Source organism: uncultured Tateyamaria sp., assembly GCF_947497045.1.
In the GTDB taxonomy this organism is placed as follows: Bacteria; Pseudomonadota; Alphaproteobacteria; order Rhodobacterales; family Rhodobacteraceae; genus Tateyamaria.
The window spans coordinates 1-19,622 of sequence record NZ_CANMEU010000006.1 but is presented as its reverse complement, the minus strand read 5'-3'; the positions used below and the strand labels follow the sequence as shown (position 1 = coordinate 19,622).

The following is a 19,622-nucleotide window of genomic DNA, read 5'->3' as shown; positions in this document are numbered from 1 at the left end:
ACAAGCCCCATCAGCGCCGCACGATCACCTCGGCCCCTTTCTCTTCGGGTTCGTCATCTGTCATCCCGGCCGGAAAACCGGGGGCCGTCACATCAAGGCCCGTCGCCTCTTCGAGCCGCCTGATGATGTTGGGCGAGAGTTCACGCGGCCCGAACCGGGCGATCCCGTCGTTGAAGATGTCGATCAGCAGCGGGTTCACCTGCAAAGGCACCCCGGCCCGGTCCGCCACGTCCTGAAACAGGCCGATATCTTTGGCCACAAGGTCCATGGTAAAGGAAATATCGCGACTGCCGTTCAGGATCACCTGACTTTCGGTCTCGTGCACAAAGGATGTGCCCGAACTCATCGCTATGGCCTCATAGGCGGTGCCAAGATCCATGCCCGCGCCCTTGGCCACGGTCAGCGCCTCGGCGCAACTGACCAGATTGGCAGTGGCAAGGTAGTTCGTGATCACCTTGAGGACGGACGCGGAACCAAGGTCGCCCGTGTGCAACACCCGCCGCCCCATTGTGGTCAAAAGCGGCAGGATACGCTCAAAGGTCGCCCGGTCGCAGCCTGCAAATATGCTGATGTTGCCCGTATCGGCACGGTGGCACCCACCCGAGACCGGACAGTCCACCGCTGCGCCGCCTGCGTCAATTACCTGCGCACCGATGCGTTTCACCTCGGCCTCGTCCGTCGTCGACATCTCCATCCAGATTTTGCCGGAGCCGACATAGGGCAACATATCGGCCATCACCGCAGCCGAAGCAGCAGGGCTTGGCAGGCAGGTGATCACCGCATCGCAGTCCTGCATCAGTTGCGCCGGGCTTTGACCGTCCCGCGCCCCATCCGCAACCTTACCGGCCACAAATTCGGCGTTCAGGTCATGCACCCACACCTGATGGCCATTGCGGATCAGGCTGCCTGACAGCTTGCCTCCCACATTGCCCAGTCCGATAAATCCGATTTTCATGCGCCCTGTCTCCCTCTGGGGTCCTTGCATCCAGCCAAGGGACAGGTGTGCGGCATGTCCATCTTGTTTGCGACATACGCTCAGGGTTTGGGGCTGAAATTTCCGGCATAGAACCGATACCAGTTGCCGCCCATGATCCCGGCCACGTCTGCATCGCTCATGCCTGTGGCGCGCAGGCCATCCTCGATATTGCCAAAGTCACGATTGTCGCGGAACCAGCCTGGTTGGGGCGGAAACCCGGGCGCGGCGGCAGAACCTTCGCCATAGTCGATCTCCTTGCTCCACCGACCGACGCGCATCCATTCAACCACGCTGTCGGGTTGGTCCTGACACAGATCCGACCCGATCCCGATCCGGTCGGTGCCATAGCGTTCAGCGGTGCGGGCCACGGCCTCGCAAAAATCCGTCAGCGTGCAGTCGGACCCACCCTTAAGGTGATGGGGATAGAGCGAAAAGCCCATCATCCCGCCAGCCTCGGTCACCGCCCGGATCACATCATCGCGTTTGTTGCGCAGGGCAGGATGCCAGTCATGCGGGTTGGCGTGGGTGATCACGATGGGGCGTTCGGATATCTCGGCCGCTTCAATAGTCGAGCGATCCGCAGAATGGCTCATATCCACGACCAGACCCACGCGGTTCATCTCCTTGATGACCTGACGCCCCATGCGGGTGATGCCGGTGTCTTCGGCCTCGTAACAGCCCGTCGCAAGCAGGGATTGATTGTTGTATGTCAGCTGCATGAAACGGGCACCAAGGCTGTGCACGATCTCGACCAGCCCGATATCATCCTCGATGGGGCTGGGGTTCTGAAAGCCAAAGAAGATCGCTGTCTTGCCCTCGGCCCTGGCCCGGTCAATATCACTGGCCCAGAGCCCCTTGGTGATCAGATCGGGATAAAGCTCGAACCAGCGGTTCCACTGCTCGAAATTCAGCACCGTTTCACGGAAATTCTCGTGATAGGCGATGGTGACATGCACCGCATCCACTTCACCCGCGCGCATCTGGCGAAAAATCTTTTCCGACCAGTTGGCATATTGCAGGTTGTCGATGCGCATCAGGTTTCGTCCTTGGCAAGGTTGAGGCCCGCCAGGCCGCTATCCCCCAATTCCACCGTCGCAAAGGGGCCACCGATGCAGGCCTGCGCGGGGTCGGACGGATCAGCGGGCGGGGCCTGCGCAAACATCTCGTCGGCGAACTGTTCGGCATTGTCTTGAGGCCGATAACCCAGATGCCGCGCGCCGGTGTTGTCGAAAGGAGAGCGGTCGTTGTCCGACACTCCGTAGACGATGGAGAATTCAGTGACACGAGTGTCGATGGCACGGGTCACCATGTGGATCAGGTCGGCATAGCTGAGCCATGTTCCAACCGCCCGGGCGTTGGTCACCGTGGCGCAACTGGCGATGCGCATGCACACCGCTTCGATCCCGCGCTTGTCCCAATACATGCGCGCCAGATCCTCGGCAAAGCATTTGGCCAGCCCGTAATAGGTGTCGGGGCGATGGGATGTGTTCACATCAACCATATCTGCGGATTTATGCATCCCAACCGCGTGGATAGACGAGGCATAGATCACCCGGCGCACCCCATTGCGATAGGCGGCCTCCCAGATGTTGTAGGCCCCGATGATATTCGCGTTCAAGATGTCGTCAAAGGGGGCCTCGTCTCCGATGGCTCCAAAATGCACAACTATATCAGCGTCTTGCAGCAGATTTACCATGGCAGACAGATCGGACAGATCGGCCTGCACATAGGTCTCGTTCGGGGCAAGATCGGTCACGTTGTCGGCGATATCCGTGCTGACCAGCGTCTCGCACAATGTCGCAAGCGGGCCGCGCAGATGCGAGCCGAGTCGGCCTGCGGCCCCCGTAAGTATCAGTTTCTTCATGCCAGTCCTTCGGTGATCAGATCACCGCCTTTTCTATGATGGGATCGTTGCGCACGATGCGCGCATAGTTGAAGGGAGTCAGATCAAGGCTGCGATAGGCCCCATAGGTCAACCACTCAGCAGTCCCCCGCCCCATGGCGGGTGATTGCTGCAACCCGTGACCCGAAAACCCGTTCAGGAAAATGAAGTTCTCGACCTCGGTATGCGGCCCCATGATCGCGTTGTGATCAAAGGTATTCATCGCATAATGGCCGCCCCATTCATGGGTGACCTTGATCGCCTCGAACTGCGGGATGCGGTTGGCCAGGATCGGCCAGACATGGTTTTCCCACATCGCGTGATCCATGGTGAAATCGTCATAGTCCACAGCCGGGTCAATATCGGAGTGCCCACCGCACTGATAGGTGCCACCACCGTTTTCGCGCACATGGACGCCCGAGGGGTCGATGGTGAGTGGCAGATCAACCTCCAACGGTTTTTCCGCTGCGAAAATCCACGAAAACCGCTTGCGTGGCTCCACCGGAACAGCGATGCCCGCCATCCGCGCCGTGCGATCCGCCCGCGGCCCCGAGGCGTTGACGACCTGCCCGCACGCGATCACCTCGCCGCTGGCCAGCGTCACACTGTCCACCCGCGACCCGGACGGGTTGCGAGTCATCGCGACAACCTCGTTCTGGACATACTCGACACCCCGCTCGCGCGATTGCCGCCGCCACCAGTCAAAGACCGCAGCCCCGTCCCAATATCCCTCGTCCACCGTATTGATCGAGCCGAGCACGATGTCGTCGACATTGTAGAATGGATAGGCGGCCTTGATCTGCTCGGGCGTCATCAGCTGCGTTCCGGCCCCGGCGGCCTGCTGCACCGCGAGGTTGTCGCGCAGCACATCCGCGAACGCCTCGGCGTCGGCCAGATACATGTAGCCGAAGTTGCGAATGCCCAAGTCGGGCACGCGGTCATCGCCCCCCATGTAGCGGCGGATATTCTTGACAAAGTCCGCCGCAAACTGGCTGATACGCACGTTGAGTTCCGTCGAAAACTGCTGGCGCATGCAGGAATTGGTGTGCGCAGTCGAGCAGGCCTCATAGGTCATGTCCCGCTCGACCACGAGGACAGAGCCATCAAAATCAGGGTTGTCGCTGAGGAACCACGCGGTCGAAGCCCCCATGATTGCGCCACCAATGATCACAACATCATAATGTGGCAAAGTCGGAGTCGTATTGGGCATCTGTGGTCTCTTTGATCGATGGACGTCGCGGACAAACCGCTTTGGACAATGCGCGCACTCTGCGTCCAAAATCCACGCAGCGCCAGCCCATTTGATGGGGTGAACGCCTAGGTCGCATTCGAAAAGTCCAACCCATCCATATCGCGCATATACGCCACAAAGAAATCCGTAAACGTGGCCACAAGGGGCGGCAATTGCGTGTAGGGCGGATAGTACAGCATCAGCCAGAGCGAGGCGACGGACCAGTCCGGCAGTACAGGGATCACCGCACCACTCTCAAGACCCGCATGTGTGATGAAATCCGGCAACGCCGCGATGCCCCCGCCCGCCTTTGCCAGCGCGTATAGGAAATCACCGTTGTTGGACACCACCGCCGTTCCGGCCCGCAGGCTGTGGCGGTGTGTGCCTTTCGTGAAAACCCACGGCTCACCCGCACCGTCCGCACTGTAAGACAGGCAGGTGTCCACGACCAGATCAGAGGGATGAACAGGCCCCGCCATCCGCTCAAACAGCGCAGGGGCCGCAATGGCGCGGCGCGGGATCTCGCATACCTTGCGCCAGATTGTCGACAGATCACCCGGCGGACCCGAGATGCGGATCGCCAGATCACAATCCTCGGCCATGATATCGACGAGGCGGTCGGTCATCGTCACGTCGACTTCGATATTGGGATAAGCAAGGCGAAAGCTGTCGATCAGCCCCGGCAGCAGGCGCCCCCCCATCGATACCGGCGCATTGATACGCAACCGACCTCGGTCCGGGCGGACGGCCTGCGCCATCTCTTCGCTTGCGCGGTCAAAATCCTCGACGATCGGGCCAAAACGCGTCGCGACCCGCGACCCTGCCGCCGTCAGCGACACATGACGAGTCGTCCGCAACAACAATTGCTGGCCCAGAGTGTGCTCAAGCTTGGCCACGATCCGCGTGACCGATGCGGGCGTCATGGCCAGATCACGGGCCGCCGCAGCAAAGCTGGCCTGCTCCGCGACCTTTAGAAAGACGCGGATGGGATGCAGGTCTTTCATTTAATTATTCCATTCATAACAATAGTGAATGCCCAACTATTTCTATTCTGATCAATTATCAACGCCACTATCTAGGGCCCGAGCGACACAATAACCCCAAGAGGCCCACCATGATCAAAGAGATCAAAGGATTGCACCACGTCACCTCCATGGCTGGCGATGCGAATACCAACAATACGTTCTTCACCAAGACGCTCGGCCTGCGCCGGGTGAAAAAGACGGTGAACTTTGACGCGCCGGAGGTCTACCACCTTTATTACGGGGACGAGGTCGGCACACCGGGGTCAGTGATGACCGCCTTTCCGTTCGGTCAGATGCCACGCGGACGGCGCGGCACGGGCGAGGTGGGCGTGACAGAGTTTGCGGTGCCCAAGGGTGCCCTGCCCTATTGGAGCGCGCGATTTACCGAACACGGCGTAACAGGCCTTGGCACGGATACGTTCCTTGGCGAAAATCGGCTGACCTTTGATGGGCCCGATGGCGACGGCTTTGCACTTGTCGAAAGCGAGGCGCAGGGGCGCACGCCATGGACCCAGGCCGACGTTCCGGAAGACGCAGGCGTATTGGGCTTTCGTGGGGCGCGGTTCCAGCTGCGCGACGCCGATGCAACGGGCGAGTTGCTGACCTTTATGGGCTATCAGAAAGACACGCGTGAGGGCGACACAACCCGCTATGTGATCGAAGGCGGGAATGCCGCAGACACCATCGACCTACAGGAAATGCCAAGCAGTGCGGCGGCCACCCAAGGGGCCGGATCGGTCCACCACATCGCCTTCGCGGTCGAGGATCGCGCCGCCCAACTTGAGGTCCGACGCGCGCTCATGGACACCGGGTATCAGGTCACGCCCGTGATCGACCGCGACTATTTCTGGGCGATTTACTTCCGCACACCCGGCGGAATCCTGTTCGAAATCGCCACCAACGAGCCGGGCTTTGACCGGGACGAGGACACGGCCAACCTTGGCCAGACCCTCAAGCTGCCCACCCGCTACGAGCCGCAGCGCGCCCAGATCGAGGGGTTGTTGCCAACCATTTTTGGCTAAGGCGCATAACGACATGGCACATCACACCTATACCAGCCGGTCCACCCGGCCGGTACCCGGCGCACCCCTTGTATTCGCCTTTCATGGCACCGGCGGGGATGAACACCAGTTCTTTGATCTGGCCAGCCAACTTTTACCCGGCGCGGGTGTCATCTCGCCCCGGAGCGATGTCTCCGAAGGGGGTGCGGCGCGGTTTTTCCGCCGCACCGGGGAAGGCATCTAAGACATGGAGGATTTGGCCAAACGCGCCACGCAAATGGCCGCGTTCATTGCGGCCCACAAAGCAGACCACCCAGATGCGCCGGTCTATGGGTTCGGTTATTCGAACGGGGCCAATATTCTGGCCTCGGTCGCGATGACGCACCCGGAGCTGTTTGATCGGATCGAGTTGCCGCACCCGTTGATCCCATGGACACCGCCCCCCGCGCCACAGCTTTCAGGGCGTCCCGTTCTGATCACAGCGGGGCAGCGGGACCCAATCTGCCCTTGGCCGCAAACCCAGGCCCTGATCGACTGGTTCGCCGCCCAAGGCGCTAGGGTACACACGGATGTTCACACCGGCGGACACGCACTGGTTCAAAGCGAGCTTCAGGCGCTGGCGCAACTCTTTGCGTGACAACTTGATCCCTCTATCGCAGGCGGATGAGGCATCCCCGCCCCATCCGCCCCGACCCGTTTTGGTTTACGCGACCAAGGTTTGTCGTTGGCGCAAAGCCCGATACAGACCGTTTTCGCGGGCCATCAATGCAGCGGGCGTACCGTCTTCGACGATGCGCCCCTGATCAAAGACTAGGATCCGATCCATCCGTTCGACCGTCGCCAGCCGGTGCGCGATCACAAGGGTCGTGCGGCCTTCCATCAAGCGCTCAGCCGCTTCAGCGACCCGCTCTTCGGCCTCGGAATCAAGCGAGGATGTCGCCTCGTCCATGACCAGAACCGGCGCATCCGACAGGAACGCACGGGCAATGGCGACGCGCTGGCGCTCGCCGCCTGACAGCTTCACGCCGCGCTCGCCCACCTCGGTGCCGTAGCCTTTGGGCAGGCGGGCGATGAACTCCGCCGCCCCCGCTTGCTGCGCGGCCTCGTGGATGTCGACCCGCGTGGCCCCGGGACGGGCATAGGCGATGTTTTCCGCAAGCGAGCGGTGAAACAGGATCGGTTCCTGGGGCACAAGTGCGATCTGGCGGCGCAACTGGGCCAGCGGCACGCGCGCAATGTCGACGCCCTCCAGCGTGATCGCACCGCCCGACACTTCATGGATCCGTTGGATCAACTTCACAAACGTCGTCTTGCCCGACCCAGAACGGCCTACCAGACCAACCTTCTGACCGGCCGGGATCGTGACATGCAGGTCCGTGAACAGCGGTGAGGGCGCGCCGACATACCCGTAATTCACATGCTCGAAGGCAAGGGCCGCCGCACGTGCAGGCAGGGGATGTGCGGGACGGCGGGCAACCTCCTGTTCTGGGACGGCCGCCATCAGCTCTACCAGTTCCTCGGCATCGTTGACCGCCTTTTGAAGCGCGCGCACATGGTTGCCAATCTGGCGCAGATACCCGTCCAGCATCCCAAGCGCCGACACAACAAAGGCGATCTCGCCCGCATCCGCCAAACCGCGCGTATAGGTGAGCAAGGCCCCTCCCAGCACCGCCGCGCGCAGTCCCCAGATCGACAGGTCCTGCGACAATCCCGACCATGTGCCACGCCGCCACGTGCGTCGTGTGCGATGCGCCCACTTGTCCAGAACCCGCCCCAACCGGGTGTCCTCACGCGCCTCGCCTGCATGGGCGCGCACGACCGCGTTCGACGTAATCGCATCGGCCAGCGCGCCTGACACCCGACTGTCTTGGGCGTTGGCAAGCCGCGCGGCTGGTGCAACCCAGAACAGCGTCAGCGCAAGGGACAGCCCCAGGAACAACGTGGCCCCGATGAACGCGACAAGCCCGACCTCCCATCGGAAAGCCGTCAGCGTGCCGATGGTGCCCAACAGGATCAGCACCGAAGGCAAGAGCGCGAGCAATAGAACATCGCCCAGATCATCCAATGCCCACGCCCCACGCGTGATCTTGCGCACCGTTGACCCCGCAAATGCGTTGGCATGCCAATCAGCAGGCAGTCGTTGGATATGCGCAAAGGCTTCGGCCTCGGCGGTGCGCATCGTGGGCACTGTCAGATCAATGATGCAGAAATAACTGAGGATTTTGGCCCCGATCGACACGATCCCAAGCCCCAAAAGAGCGGCGAAGATGCCCCAAGGGGTCGCCCCGTCCGCGACGGCAGCGACCAGACGCCCCGTGACCACGGGGATCGTGATATCCGCAGCGGTCGAGGTCAGCACCAAGACCAGAATGGCAACGATAAGGCCGCGCAGGCGCAACCAGAGCCGAACGGTGAAGGAAAGGACGCGCGCAAGGGCACCGTCGGCAGAAAATCGGGACATGGAATTTTCGCGGTATCAAAAACCGCGCCCTGCAAAAGATGTGATGGTTCCGAAAGCGGAAATAGAGAAGGCTGACATAAGGGCCGATACGGCCTCAAATTGTCAGGAGGCGGCAAATCCAAAAGGGATGCCGGCCGGGAGGATATTCTTGCCAACAGTCATGGTCGTCCTCCTTGCAGGGATTGCGTTTCGCTAGGTAAAGCCCGCGCTGTGGCGAAGTCAAGCGTGGCCTCGAAGGGCCATGGCCACTTGCGGGTTTCGGCTCATAGGGGGGGGGTGGGTGAAGAGGAAGGGAGGCGTCAGGACCGTGGTCATGTCTCGGCCTGTTCGGTCTTTGACGCGCGTCACAGCCCCAGGCTAGGCCGATGAAGCGCCCTCAAAACGTGACACAAGGCGCTTCCCTCAAAGCGCCTTGTGTCCTTTTGATCCGGGCTTACTGCCAGGATTTTATCAGCTCGTCATAGGGAACTGTCTTTGGCTCTTCGTCCTCATTTTCCAACTTGGCAAAGGGCGCGCCGGGTTGTGCAAACCAGTGCTCTGCACCCATCTCTTCGTTGAGAACGGGGCCCAGATCACCCTGCACCCCTGCACGCTCAAGCCGGGCCAGGACTTTTTCCTGATCGGCACACAGCGCATCCAACGCTTCCTGAGGCGTCTTGGCACCAGACATTGCGTCACCGATATTCTGCCACCACAGCTGCGCGAGCTTTGGATAGTCAGGGACATTGGTGCCGGTTGGTGACCACTGAACGCGCGCGGGCGAGCGGTAGAATTCTACCAGACCACCCAAACGGGGTGCGCGCTCGGTGAAGTGCTCGGAGTCGATGGTGGACTCGCGGATGAAGGTCAGACCCACATCAGACTTCTTGAGGTCGACAGTCTTGGACACCACGAACTGCGCATAAAGCCATGCGGCCTGTGCGCGATCCACGGGGGTGCTTTCCATCAGCGTCCAGGATCCTGCATCCTGATAGCCGATCTTCTGGCCCTCTTTCCAATAGACCCCGTGGGGCGAGGGGGCCATGCGCCACTTAGGCGTACCGTCCTCGTTCATCACCGGCAGATCAGGCAGCACGGTCGCCGCCGTAAAGGCTGTGTACCAGAACATTTGCTGGGCCACGTTGCCTTGGGCCGGAATTGGACCCGCCTCGCTGAACGTCATGCCTGCTGCGGCAGGGGGCGAGTACTTGTCGAGCCACTCAATCGCCTTGGTCACTGCATAGACGGCGGCAGGCGCGTTTGTGGCACCCCCACGAGACACACAAGACCCCGTTGGCTGGGAGTTCTCGTTGACACGAATACCCCATTCATCGACAGGCAGGCCATTTGGTTCACCCGCGTCGCCCATACCAGCCATGGACATCCACGCGTCAGTATAGCGCCAGCCCAATGACGGGTCTTTCTTGCCGTAGTCCATATTGCCGAACACGTCGCCATCCACACCCATGCGGGACAAATCGCGGCCGGTAAAAAACTCGGCGATGTCCTCATAGGCGGACCAGTTGACCGGAACGCCCAGATCATAGCCAAACTGCTCTTTGAAGTCGGCCTTGTTCTGTTCGTCGTTGAACCAGTCATAGCGGAACCAATAAAGGTTCGCGAACTGCTGTGTGGGCAGCTGATAAAGCTTGCCATCAGGCCCTGTGGTAAAGGACGTCCCGATAAAGTCGTCAAGGTCCAGCGTCGGTAGCGTGACATCCGCGCCTTCACCCGCCATCCAGTCAGTCAGGTTGCGCACTTGCTGGTAGCGCCAGTGCGTCCCGATCAGGTCGCTGTCGTTGATATAGGCGTCGTAGATGTTTTCGCCCGACTGCATCTGGGTTTGCAGCTTTTCAACCACATCACCTTCGCCGATCAGGTCATGGGTGACCTGAATGCCGGTGATGGCCGTAAAGGCCGGCGCAAGCACCTGGCTTTCGTATTCATGGGTCGCGATGGTTTCGGAGACGACCTTGATCTGCATCCCCTGATACGGTGCGGCGGCATCCACGAAAAACTGCATCTCGGCCTCTTGGTCCGCTCGCGACAGGACCGACACATCGCCGATTTCGCTGTCCAGGAACGCACGTGCGGCGTCCATATCAGCGAACACAGGTGTGCTCATCATGCCAAGCGACAGCACAATTGCCGTACTTGATTTAAGTGAGAATGTCATTCTTTCCTCCCTATCGGAAATATGCTTCTGAAATAGCGCGCGCCAGCATGGGTTCGCTGTGTCGCGCGCCGATCCTTGCCTAGACCCAACGGAAAACCGCGACGGCATAGACAAGGCAGACAATCAGCGCGAGCGGTTGGTTCGCGCCGACCACCCCCAGCCAAGCCAGATTGATAAAGGCAGAGCCGAGCAGTGTGATAAAGAGACGGTCGCCGCGCGTCGTCTCAAGTCGTAAAATCCCTTTGCGGGGTGTTTCGGGAAATCTGATCGCAAGCACGGTGAACACCGTCAGTATGACCACGATGCAGATAAAGAACAGGGCAGTGGGCCACGTCCATGCCATCCAATCCATGTTGATCTCCCCTTTTTTTAAGTTGCGCTGTTACACGCGGCCCAAGGCAAAACCCTTGGCGATGTAATTGCGCACAAAATAGATAACCAAGGCACCCGGCACGATGGTCAGCACCCCCGCCGCCGCCAGCACGCCCCAATCAATGCCCGCCGCCCCCTGAGTCCGCGTCATAATTGCCGAAATCGGCTTGGCATCCACGGTGGTCAATGTCCGGCTCAGCAGCAACTCAACCCAACTGAACATGAAACAGAAAAACGCCGCCACCCCGATGCCGGATGCAATCAGCGGCGTAAAAATCTTGATGAAGAACCGCCCAAAGCTGTAGCCATCCAGATAGGCTGTCTCGTCAATCTCCTTTGGGACACCGCGCATGAACCCCTCAAGAATCCACACCGCAAGCGGCACGTTGAACAGGCAATGCGCAAGCGCAACCGCGATGTGCGTGTCAAACAGGCCAACGGATGAATAAAGCTGAAAGAACGGCAGCGCAAAAACCGCGGGCGGTGCCATGCGGTTGGTCAGAAGCCAAAAGAACAGATGCTTGTCGCCCATGAAATGATAGCGGCTGAACGCATAGGCCGCAGGCAGTGCCACAGCCAGCGAGATCACCGTATTCATCACCACATAGATGATCGAGTTGATATAGCCGCTGTACCACGCCGGGTCCGTCAGGATGGTCACGTAGTTGGCGAAGGTCAGGTTTCGGGGCCACAGGGTGAAGGTGTTCAGCACCTCGGTATTGGTCTTGAGGCTCATGTTGATCAGCCAATAGATCGGCAACATCAGGAACACCAAATAGAGCGTCATCACCACGACCGAGCCTTTGATGCGGAACGGTTTGCGCGGTGTTGCGGTGATCGGTTGGGCCGCGTCCTGGGTGAGGGTTGTATCGCTCATGGTCTAGCCCTCATTCTTTTCGACAGTGGTCATAACCGTGTAGAACACATAGGAAATCAGCAAGATTACAAGGTAGTACATGATCGAAAACGCGGCTGCGGGGCCAAGGTCAAACTGCCCAAGCGCCATTTTCACCAGATCAATGGACAACAGGGTGGTGGCGTTGCCCGGCCCTCCGCCCGTGACCACAAACGGCTCAGTATAGATCATAAAGCTGTCCATGAATCGCAACAATATCGCGATCATCAGCACCCCCATCATCTTTGGCAACTCGATGTAGCGGAAGATCGCCCATCGGCTCGCCTGATCAATCTTGGCAGCCTGATAATAGGCATCTGGAATGGACTTGAGACCGGCAAAGGCCAGCAAGGCCACAAGCGATGTCCAGTGCCACACATCCATCACGATGATTGTGGCCCAGGCCGCAAACGTGTCCTGCGTGTAGTTGTAGGAAATGCCGAGCGCATCGAGCGTGTAGCCCAACAACCCAATGTCCACGCGGCCAAAGATTTGCCAGATTGTGCCGACCACATTCCACGGGATCAACAGGGGCAGCGACATCACCACCAGACAAAAGCTGGACCAGAACCCGCTTTTGGGCATGTTGAGCGCCACAAAGACCCCAAGCGGGATCTGGATCGTCAGAATGATGGCCGAGAACATCAACTGACGCCCCAACGCATCCCACATCCGGTCCGATTCCAGCATCTCGGCAAACCACTCAAGACCGGCCCAGAAAAACTGGTTTTGCCCGAATGTGTCCTGCACCGAGTAATTCACTACCGTCATCAGCGGGATCACCGCCGAAAAGGCGACAAGGATCAGCACTGGCAGGATGAGAAACCATGCCTTTTGATTGACTGTCTTTTCCATCAGGCGGCCTTTCCATGTTTCAGCCAGTCATTCACGTAGACGTTCACGCGGGCCGGATCGAAAGAGATATGAGTCATATCGGGCGAGATGGATTGATCTTCGCCCGCCAGAATGTTGATCGGGCTGCCAAACAGGTCAGCGCGCACGATTTTGTGGCGCCCAACGTCTTCGACACGGCGAATGGTGACAGGCAGGCCGGGACCGTCTGTCAGCCGCACGAATTCAGGCCGCACGCCGATTTCGACCTTACCGTCCAAGGCGTCATAGCCGCGGGCCAGTTCCACCTCATTGCCATGCACAATCGCATGCTTGCCCGTCACCGTGGCGGGGATCACGTTCATCCCCGGCGAGCCGATGAAATAGCCCACAAAGGTATGCTGGGGGGTGTCAAACAGTTCTTGCGGGGTGCCGATCTGAACGACGCGCCCATCATACATCACCACCACCTTGTCGGCAAAGGTCAGCGCCTCGGTCTGGTCATGGGTCACATAGATCATCGTGTGCCCAAAGTCGTGGTGCAGCGATTTCAACTGGGTGCGCAACTCCCACTTCATGTGGGGATCAATCACGGTCAGGGGCTCATCAAACAGCAAGGCGTTCACGTCCTCGCGCACCATTCCACGCCCAAGCGAGATCTTCTGTTTGGCATCCGCCGTCAGGCCGCGCGCGCGCTTGTCCAATTCCGCCTCCATCCCGATCATGGCACCGATCCGCTGCACCCGCTCTGCGATATACTTTGGGTCAGCCCCCCGGTTCTTGAGGGGGAAGGCGAGGTTCGCACGCACCGTCATCGTGTCGTAGACGACCGGAAACTGGAACACCTGCGCGATGTTGCGATCCGCCGTGGTGGCTTGGGTCACATCCTTACCGTCAAACAGGATGCGCCCCTGACTGGGGTGCAAAAGGCCCGAGATGATATTGAGCAATGTGGACTTGCCACAGCCCGATGCTCCAAGCAACGCATAGGCTTCGCCATCGGACCAGACATGGTTCAATTCCTTGAGGGCAAAATCCCCCTCGCCCTTGGGGTTGGGGCTGTAGGAATGCGCCAGATTGTCGAGCGTGATTTCTGCCATTCTGTCGTTCCCTTAAGCCGCCATCGCATAGGCAGCGGGAGCCACCAGATCGCCCGTTTCACCAAAGATGTAGACATGGCGCGGATCAATATGCACCTCCAGCGCGGCCCCCAGGTCGAGGTCGTGAATACCGTGCACCAAACCCACCCAACTGTCCCCGTGATGATCAAGGTGGATGAAGGTTTCCGACCCCGTCAGCTCGGTCACGTTCAGTTTTGTGGCAAAGGTCAGGGAGGTCTCGCCTTGGGCCTGTAACTCCACATGGTTGGGGCGGAACCCGGCCAGATACTGACCGTCTGTCAGCTTGGCCAGTGGCCCCGTGGCTGGCGCGGATTGCCCATCACCAAACTTGATGGTGCCACCCGCCTTGATCACCTTCAGGAAATTCATGGGCGGGTCGCTGAACACGCGGGCCGTGATGGCATCTGCGGGCTGGCGATAAACGTCAGGTGTCAGCCCGAACTGGCGCACCTCGCCTTGCCACAGCGCGGCGGTATGCCCACCCAGCAACAGCGCCTCTTCCGGCTCGGTCGTGGCATAGACAAAGATCGATCCCGCCTCTTCGAATATCTTGGGGATTTCGACCCGCAACTCTTCGCGCAGCTTGTAATCAAGATTTGCCAGCGGTTCATCAAGCAGTACCAGCCCCGCATCCTTGACCAGGGCCCGCGCCAGGGCACAGCGTTGTTGCTGCCCGCCCGACAATTCCAGCGGCTTGCGATCCAGCATCGCCGAAAGCTGCATGAGGTCCGCAGATTTTCGAACGGCTGCGTCAATCTCGGTCTTGGATTTGCCCATCAGCCGCAACGGTGAGGCAATGTTGTCGTAGACGGTCATGGAGGGGTAGTTGATGAATTGCTGATAGACCATCGCCACCTTGCGGTCCTGCACCCGCATGCCGGTGACATCCTCGCCTTGCCAGAACACCTGCCCCGTCGTGGGCACATCCAGCCCTGCCATCAGCCGCATCAGAGAGGTTTTGCCAGACAAAGTCGGCCCAAGCAGGACATTCATCGTCCCCTTGCTCAGCGTCAGGTCCGTGGGATGGATATGTGTCAGCCCATCCACCACCTTCGAGACATTGCGCAGTTCGAGTGTCATTGTCGTTCCCCCTACTTCGCGGCCCCGGATGTTTCATTCTGCCACAGATCGCTTTCGATCCAAGTGTAGAGTTCATCAATACGAGCGCATTTGCAACGAATGGTTGATCACGCGGCTTTTTTGCGAACTCTGGGAACCGGAGTTGTCTACGTCGCAGGAGATGCGCATTGACCGCTCAAACTGGCATGGCCGGGAGACCCCGACCATGCAGTCGCGCGACTAAAGCGAGATACGGAAGCGTGCGAACCCGTCCGGGCCGTCCCCGACAGGCTCGATATCCACGTCCACCTGATCAAGATAGGCCGTCGCGGCAGGCCCCGTGTCGAACAGGACTGTGCTGCCTTCCATCGGCGCAAAGGACCAGTTGCTGTCAGCGCGCGGGCTGATCGTGCCTTTTTCAACGATGTAGCGCACGATGATATCGCGGTTTGTATCGGGACCCTCAAACACGGTCGTTTCCGATGTTGCGCCGGGAAAGTTTCCGCCGCCGCCTGCGCGGTAGTTGTTGGTTGCGATGATGAACTCGGCCGCGAGATCCAGCGGCGCGCCGTCATAGGTCAGGTTGACGATGCGGCTGGCATTTTCGTCCAGCAACTCACCCTTGGGATCGTATTTTGACGGCTGCGACAGGTCGATCTGATAAGACACGCCGTCAATCACGTCAAAGTTGTAGCTTGGGAATTCAGGGTTCAGCAGGACCACATCCTGCGCACCCGACTCCACCTGGTTGAACATCCCCGCCGAGCGTTCCAGCCAGTCCTTGACCTGTTGGCCCGTGACACGCACCGCACGGACGGTGTTTGGATAGAGGTACAGATCCGAGACGTTCTTGATCGCCACATCGCCCTTTGGAACGTCGGTGAAATACTCCGGGCCTCCGCGCCCACCGGCCTTGAACGGGGCTGCTGCGGACAGGATCGGCAGACCCTCATGCTCGGTCCCTTTCATCATCTCTTCAATGTACCAAAGTTGCGCAATGGACACGATCTGCACCGATGGATCATCAGCGACCAGCGCGAAATAACTGTGCAGGGGCGCGTCTGTTTTGCCAACCGCACGGCGCACATAGGCAAGGGTTTCATCATGCTCGGTTTGCGCAGCGGCCAGAACTGCCGGATCACTTTCGACAAGTGCGGTAACGGACCGGTCCTCGTTGCGTTTGGAGATCGGGCGCGCCTCGGACACGGCAGACACCACACGCCACTCATTGCCATCCTTTTCGATCAACAGATCGATCAGGCCCATATGGCTGCCCCAAAAGCCGCCCATCGTCGCAGGGGTGCCCATCAAGGTGCCTGCATCCACGTCCGCGCCTGCAAAATCTGCGTAGTCCGGCGATGGAAACACCAGATGGCTGTGCCCTGTCAGAATGGCATCCACCCCGTCTAGCCCCGCCAAGGGGACGGACGCGTTTTCCATCCCATCAGAGGCGTCCGCTGCGCCAATGCCGGAATGGGACAACACCACGATGATATCGGCCCCCTGCTCTTTCATCTGCGGAATATACGCCTTGGCCGTCTCGATGATGTCGCGGGCCTGCACGTTGCCTTCGAGATGGCGGCGGTCCCAGTTCATAACCTGGGGCGGCGTGAACCCGATCAGACCAACCTTGAGGTCATGTGCCGCACCTGCGCCGTCGGTCACACTGTGATCAAGGATGACATAGGGCGGGATCAGGGTCTTGTCCTTGGTGGGATCGCTTCCCAATTCCAGCGCGATATTGGCATTCACCACCGGGAAGTTGGCCCCCGCCAGCGCCTTCATCAGGAAGTCTATGCCATAGTTGAACTCGTGGTTCCCAAGGGTGGAGGCATCAAACCCAAGCGCGTTCATCGCCTGAATGACGGGGTGGGTGTCACCCTCTTTCATGCCCCGCTCGTAGGCGATGTAATCCCCCATCGGATTGCCCTGCAAAAAGTCACCATTGTCGATCAGCAGCGCATTTGAGGCCTCAGCCCGGATGGCATTGATCAGCGAGGCGGTGCGGGCCAGTCCGACGGTGTCGCGCGGTTTGTCCGCATAATAGTCGTAAGGAAACACGTGAACATGCAGGTCCGTCGTCTCCATGATCCGCAGGTGGGCCTGATTTGTCGCCGCATTGGCCGAAAACGGGTGCAATGCGATCAGACCAGCGGTGCTGGCGAGGAAACTACGGCGGTTGAGAGTGAGCGACATGACGACTCCTGAAGGTTGGATGTGATTTTGGCTATCACGCAAGTTTAGGCCTTTGATGACAACCCGCAAAGCGCGAAATCACAATCCTGAAGATGGCATTTCCGACCCCGATCAGCGGGACCAAGCCGATGACCAAGACAGTTATTGTCGCACGCGGAGCAATCCGTCACCCTAGCCCATATTTTATGAACCAACCGCATGTCGCTGATGTACTGGCAGGCATTTTTCGCCTCCTGTTGTCATCAGATATCGACATGTCTGGACCCGTCCGAGTGATCGGAATGTGCTAATTTACTGAATGAAAAGAAGATTATTAAACCAATTAGATGAGGTTACGCCATGTCTGGACAAGGCAAATACAAATTCAAGAAGAACGACACCCTCGAAAAAATTGCAAAGTCTTGGGGCATCGCCAAAGCCAGCTATATCTGGGATGACCCGATGAACAAATCGGTAAAGTCCAAGCGCAAGACGCCCGATGCGCTCGTGCCCGGCGACGTCTTGCAGATTCCTTATACGCTGAAGCAAAAGAAGGCGATCATCGAGAAGAAACTGCACTACCTCGACCTGATTGACGGCGAGGCCGCGCTGGCTGCCCACTTTGCCAAGCAGTCGGACCTGTTCGCTACCGCCGCCAAACGGGCTGATGCCCGGATCAAGGAATTGCAGAAATCCCGGGATAATCTGGAGAAATATCTGCTGAGGATCGAAAAGGACGTCAAAGCCACCTCCAAGGCCGTGGACATCGCCGCGGCTGTTCTGACCCTGTTGGTGGGCTTGTCCAAGACCGCAGCTAAAGCAGCCAAGGCATCAGGCGACGAACTTGCGAAACTGAACAAGGAGGCGATGAAACAGATCACCGGCGTGCCCGCGGAAAAGGCCAAAGGTGCTGCAAAAGAAGCCGGTGTAAAATACCTGCTGGACCCAAAGAACGAGATTTCGATGGTCGGCCTGACCGTGGGCACGCTGTCTGAGTCCTTTGACAAGATGACCAGCCCCAGCTTTTGGGCGACAACGATTTCGCGCATGCGCACCAGCGGCAAGGGTCTGACCTGGGACGCGTGGGTGGATGCGTCCACGTTCGATCTGAAACAGGAGATCACCAATCAACTGCATATGGCGGATCGGACCTTCATCCCCGCCAAACAGGCCGCCATTCGCAATGCACAATCCGCAATCAAGAGGGGTATGGAAAGCACCCGTCTGGCAAAATCCGCCATAGACCGGACCAAGATATACATGAAAAAGAAAGCCGCGCTTCCCGACTTTGAATGACGGAGGTATCGTTTCGGGCCTCTGACCACGGTGCATCTGTTGGGTTCCAAATCGCCAAACACGTGGTGTTTGCACTGGCGAGCGGAGTGCAGTTTGCCGACAGTTCCATAAGGGTCTTTTACATCACAGGAACACCTGCGGCTTTGACATGTGCGCAATTCGTTTCATATCCAAGGGTTGAAATACAGTCCCGGTTCAGCAACGCCACCATGGTCCAACACGAACCAAAGCGGCCTCTCTTCGCGCGGAAGTCATGGATATTGTAGACTGGGCGGCAGGGTGGTTCGGCCAGCGTTCGAACCCAGGCGCACTTAGGTAGTCGGAGGCGGCAGCTCAAGAAAGAAAATGGCGGAGACGAAGGGATTCGAACCCTCGAGACCCTTCCGGGCCTACTCCCTTAGCAGGGGAGCGCCTTCGACCACTCGGCCACGTCTCCGTTGATCGGAATAACTTTCAAGGCACTGAATAACAACCGCTTTTTTGATTACCACACAATTACACCCTAAGCGCCTGTATTCGTTGGATTTCGCTGGTTTTCAGGCCGCTTGCGTCACGTTTTGACACAAAACTGACACAGAGATGTTCACATCATGTTCGCAAGCCACCAACAGAAGCCTAAAAACGTGACACATGGGCGAAGAGCATCTCGACCTTCTTTCGGAGCTTCACAAAGCGGCCCGACGGATGCCGAAGTCAGATCCTTTGCCGCGCGGCGCAGTGCTTTGACCTCATCGGTGTTCGCGGCGCGTGCCGTATCGCCCGCCAATCGCTTCTTACCAACTTCCATGAAGTCCTTCGACCACTTGTAATAGATGCCTTGCGATATGCCCTCACGGCGGCAAAGTTCAGCAATGCTGTCTTCCCCACGCAGGCCATCCAGCACGATCCTGATCTTCTCTTCGCTAGAATACTGCTTGCGCGTGGCGCGCTTGATGTCTTTGGCGATCTTCCCGCCAGGGCTCGTCGCTGTCTTTCTCATCGTCCACTCCTCAATGGTTACGATGAGCAACAAACCCTCTCTTAGCAAATCGCCCTAAATGGTCCCATAGGCGCTGACCTCAGACAATTGTCCGTCATCAAATGGTTTGAGACAGATGGCGGTTTGACTTTGAGGAGTCGTCGCTCATCTGGGCTTAGTTAAG

15 protein-coding genes, 1 tRNA gene and 2 pseudogenes are annotated in these 19,622 nt (G+C 58.9%); 3 read left to right on the top strand and 15 right to left on the bottom strand.

Annotated features, from left to right (window positions below; genetic code table 11):
- Positions 1 to 10 precede the first annotated feature (10 nt).
- From Q0859_RS13115 to Q0859_RS13095, 5 genes are all read right to left on the bottom strand, one after another.
- A complete protein-coding gene (locus Q0859_RS13115) occupies positions 11 to 955 on the bottom strand; it encodes an NAD(P)-dependent oxidoreductase (protein WP_299151861.1) in 945 nt (314 codons plus the stop codon).
- A gap of 80 nt (positions 956 to 1,035) precedes the next feature.
- On the bottom strand, positions 1,036 to 2,010 hold the full coding sequence (locus Q0859_RS13110; RefSeq protein ID WP_299151860.1) for a membrane dipeptidase: 975 nt from the start codon (positions 2,008 to 2,010) through the stop codon (positions 1,036 to 1,038).
- Positions 2,010 to 2,840 carry an NAD(P)-dependent oxidoreductase gene (locus Q0859_RS13105; protein WP_299151858.1) on the bottom strand — a complete coding sequence of 277 codons (831 nt, stop codon included), beginning with the start codon at positions 2,838 to 2,840 and terminating at the stop codon, positions 2,010 to 2,012. Before Q0859_RS13105 ends, Q0859_RS13110 begins: the two co-directional genes overlap by 1 nt.
- 16 nt (positions 2,841 to 2,856) lie before the next feature.
- Positions 2,857 to 4,068, bottom strand: coding sequence for an FAD-binding oxidoreductase (locus tag Q0859_RS13100; RefSeq protein ID WP_299151857.1), 1,212 nt, complete (start codon positions 4,066 to 4,068; stop codon positions 2,857 to 2,859).
- Positions 4,069 to 4,175: 107 nt separating this feature from the next.
- Positions 4,176 to 5,093, bottom strand: a complete 918-nt coding sequence (locus tag Q0859_RS13095; protein ID WP_299151855.1) for a LysR family transcriptional regulator — start codon at positions 5,091 to 5,093, stop codon at positions 4,176 to 4,178.
- A 110-nt stretch (positions 5,094 to 5,203) separates the two neighbouring features.
- Between Q0859_RS13095 and Q0859_RS13090 the strand changes: the two genes are divergently transcribed.
- A complete protein-coding gene (locus Q0859_RS13090) occupies positions 5,204 to 6,136 on the top strand; it encodes a ring-cleaving dioxygenase (RefSeq protein ID WP_299151853.1) in 933 nt (310 codons plus the stop codon).
- A 13-nt stretch (positions 6,137 to 6,149) separates the two neighbouring features.
- Positions 6,150 to 6,752: pseudogene (locus Q0859_RS13085) on the top strand (alpha/beta hydrolase).
- Between the two features lie 66 nt (positions 6,753 to 6,818).
- On the opposite strand, the gene Q0859_RS13080 reads toward Q0859_RS13085, so the two are convergent.
- The 8 genes from Q0859_RS13080 to Q0859_RS13045 all read right to left on the bottom strand — a co-directional run bounded on the left by Q0859_RS13080 (position 6,819) and on the right by Q0859_RS13045 (position 17,205).
- Complete coding sequence (locus Q0859_RS13080) at positions 6,819 to 8,576, bottom strand: ABC transporter ATP-binding protein (protein WP_299151852.1); 1,758 nt, start codon at positions 8,574 to 8,576, stop codon at positions 6,819 to 6,821.
- 433 nt (positions 8,577 to 9,009) lie between these two features.
- A complete protein-coding gene (locus Q0859_RS13075; protein WP_299151851.1) occupies positions 9,010 to 10,731 on the bottom strand; it encodes an ABC transporter substrate-binding protein in 1,722 nt (573 codons plus the stop codon).
- A 79-nt stretch (positions 10,732 to 10,810) separates the two neighbouring features.
- Complete coding sequence (locus Q0859_RS13070) at positions 10,811 to 11,083, bottom strand: DUF2160 domain-containing protein (RefSeq protein ID WP_299151850.1); 273 nt, start codon at positions 11,081 to 11,083, stop codon at positions 10,811 to 10,813.
- Positions 11,084 to 11,113: 30 nt separating this feature from the next.
- The gene (locus Q0859_RS13065; protein WP_299151849.1) at positions 11,114 to 11,980 is read right to left on the bottom strand and encodes a carbohydrate ABC transporter permease; all 867 of its coding nucleotides are present in this window, start codon (positions 11,978 to 11,980) and stop codon (positions 11,114 to 11,116) included.
- Positions 11,981 to 11,983: 3 nt separating this feature from the next.
- Positions 11,984 to 12,853, bottom strand: a complete 870-nt coding sequence (locus Q0859_RS13060) for a sugar ABC transporter permease (protein WP_299151848.1) — start codon at positions 12,851 to 12,853, stop codon at positions 11,984 to 11,986.
- Entirely contained in the window at positions 12,853 to 13,929 is a 1,077-nt protein-coding gene (locus Q0859_RS13055; protein WP_299151846.1) for an ABC transporter ATP-binding protein, read from the bottom strand. Before Q0859_RS13055 ends, Q0859_RS13060 begins: the two co-directional genes overlap by 1 nt.
- A 12-nt stretch (positions 13,930 to 13,941) precedes the next feature.
- Positions 13,942 to 15,030 (bottom strand): ABC transporter ATP-binding protein, encoded by a 1,089-nt coding sequence (locus Q0859_RS13050; protein WP_299151844.1) that lies wholly within the window; start codon positions 15,028 to 15,030, stop codon positions 13,942 to 13,944.
- A gap of 219 nt (positions 15,031 to 15,249) precedes the next feature.
- Positions 15,250 to 17,205, bottom strand: a complete 1,956-nt coding sequence (locus Q0859_RS13045) for a bifunctional 2',3'-cyclic-nucleotide 2'-phosphodiesterase/3'-nucleotidase (protein ID WP_299151842.1) — start codon at positions 17,203 to 17,205, stop codon at positions 15,250 to 15,252.
- A gap of 339 nt (positions 17,206 to 17,544) precedes the next feature.
- On the opposite strand from Q0859_RS13045, the gene Q0859_RS13040 reads away from it, so the two are divergent.
- The gene (locus Q0859_RS13040; RefSeq protein ID WP_299151840.1) at positions 17,545 to 18,480 is read left to right on the top strand and encodes a LysM domain-containing protein; all 936 of its coding nucleotides are present in this window, start codon (positions 17,545 to 17,547) and stop codon (positions 18,478 to 18,480) included.
- A 346-nt stretch (positions 18,481 to 18,826) separates the two neighbouring features.
- On the opposite strand, the gene Q0859_RS13035 is transcribed toward Q0859_RS13040, so the two are convergent.
- Together Q0859_RS13035 and Q0859_RS13030 are read right to left on the bottom strand one after the other, a co-directional pair.
- Positions 18,827 to 18,916: transfer RNA gene (locus tag Q0859_RS13035), tRNA-Ser, on the bottom strand.
- A gap of 267 nt (positions 18,917 to 19,183) precedes the next feature.
- Positions 19,184 to 19,459, bottom strand: a pseudogene (locus tag Q0859_RS13030) (transposase); the annotation flags it as partial.
- Between the last annotated feature and the right edge of the window lie 163 nt (positions 19,460 to 19,622).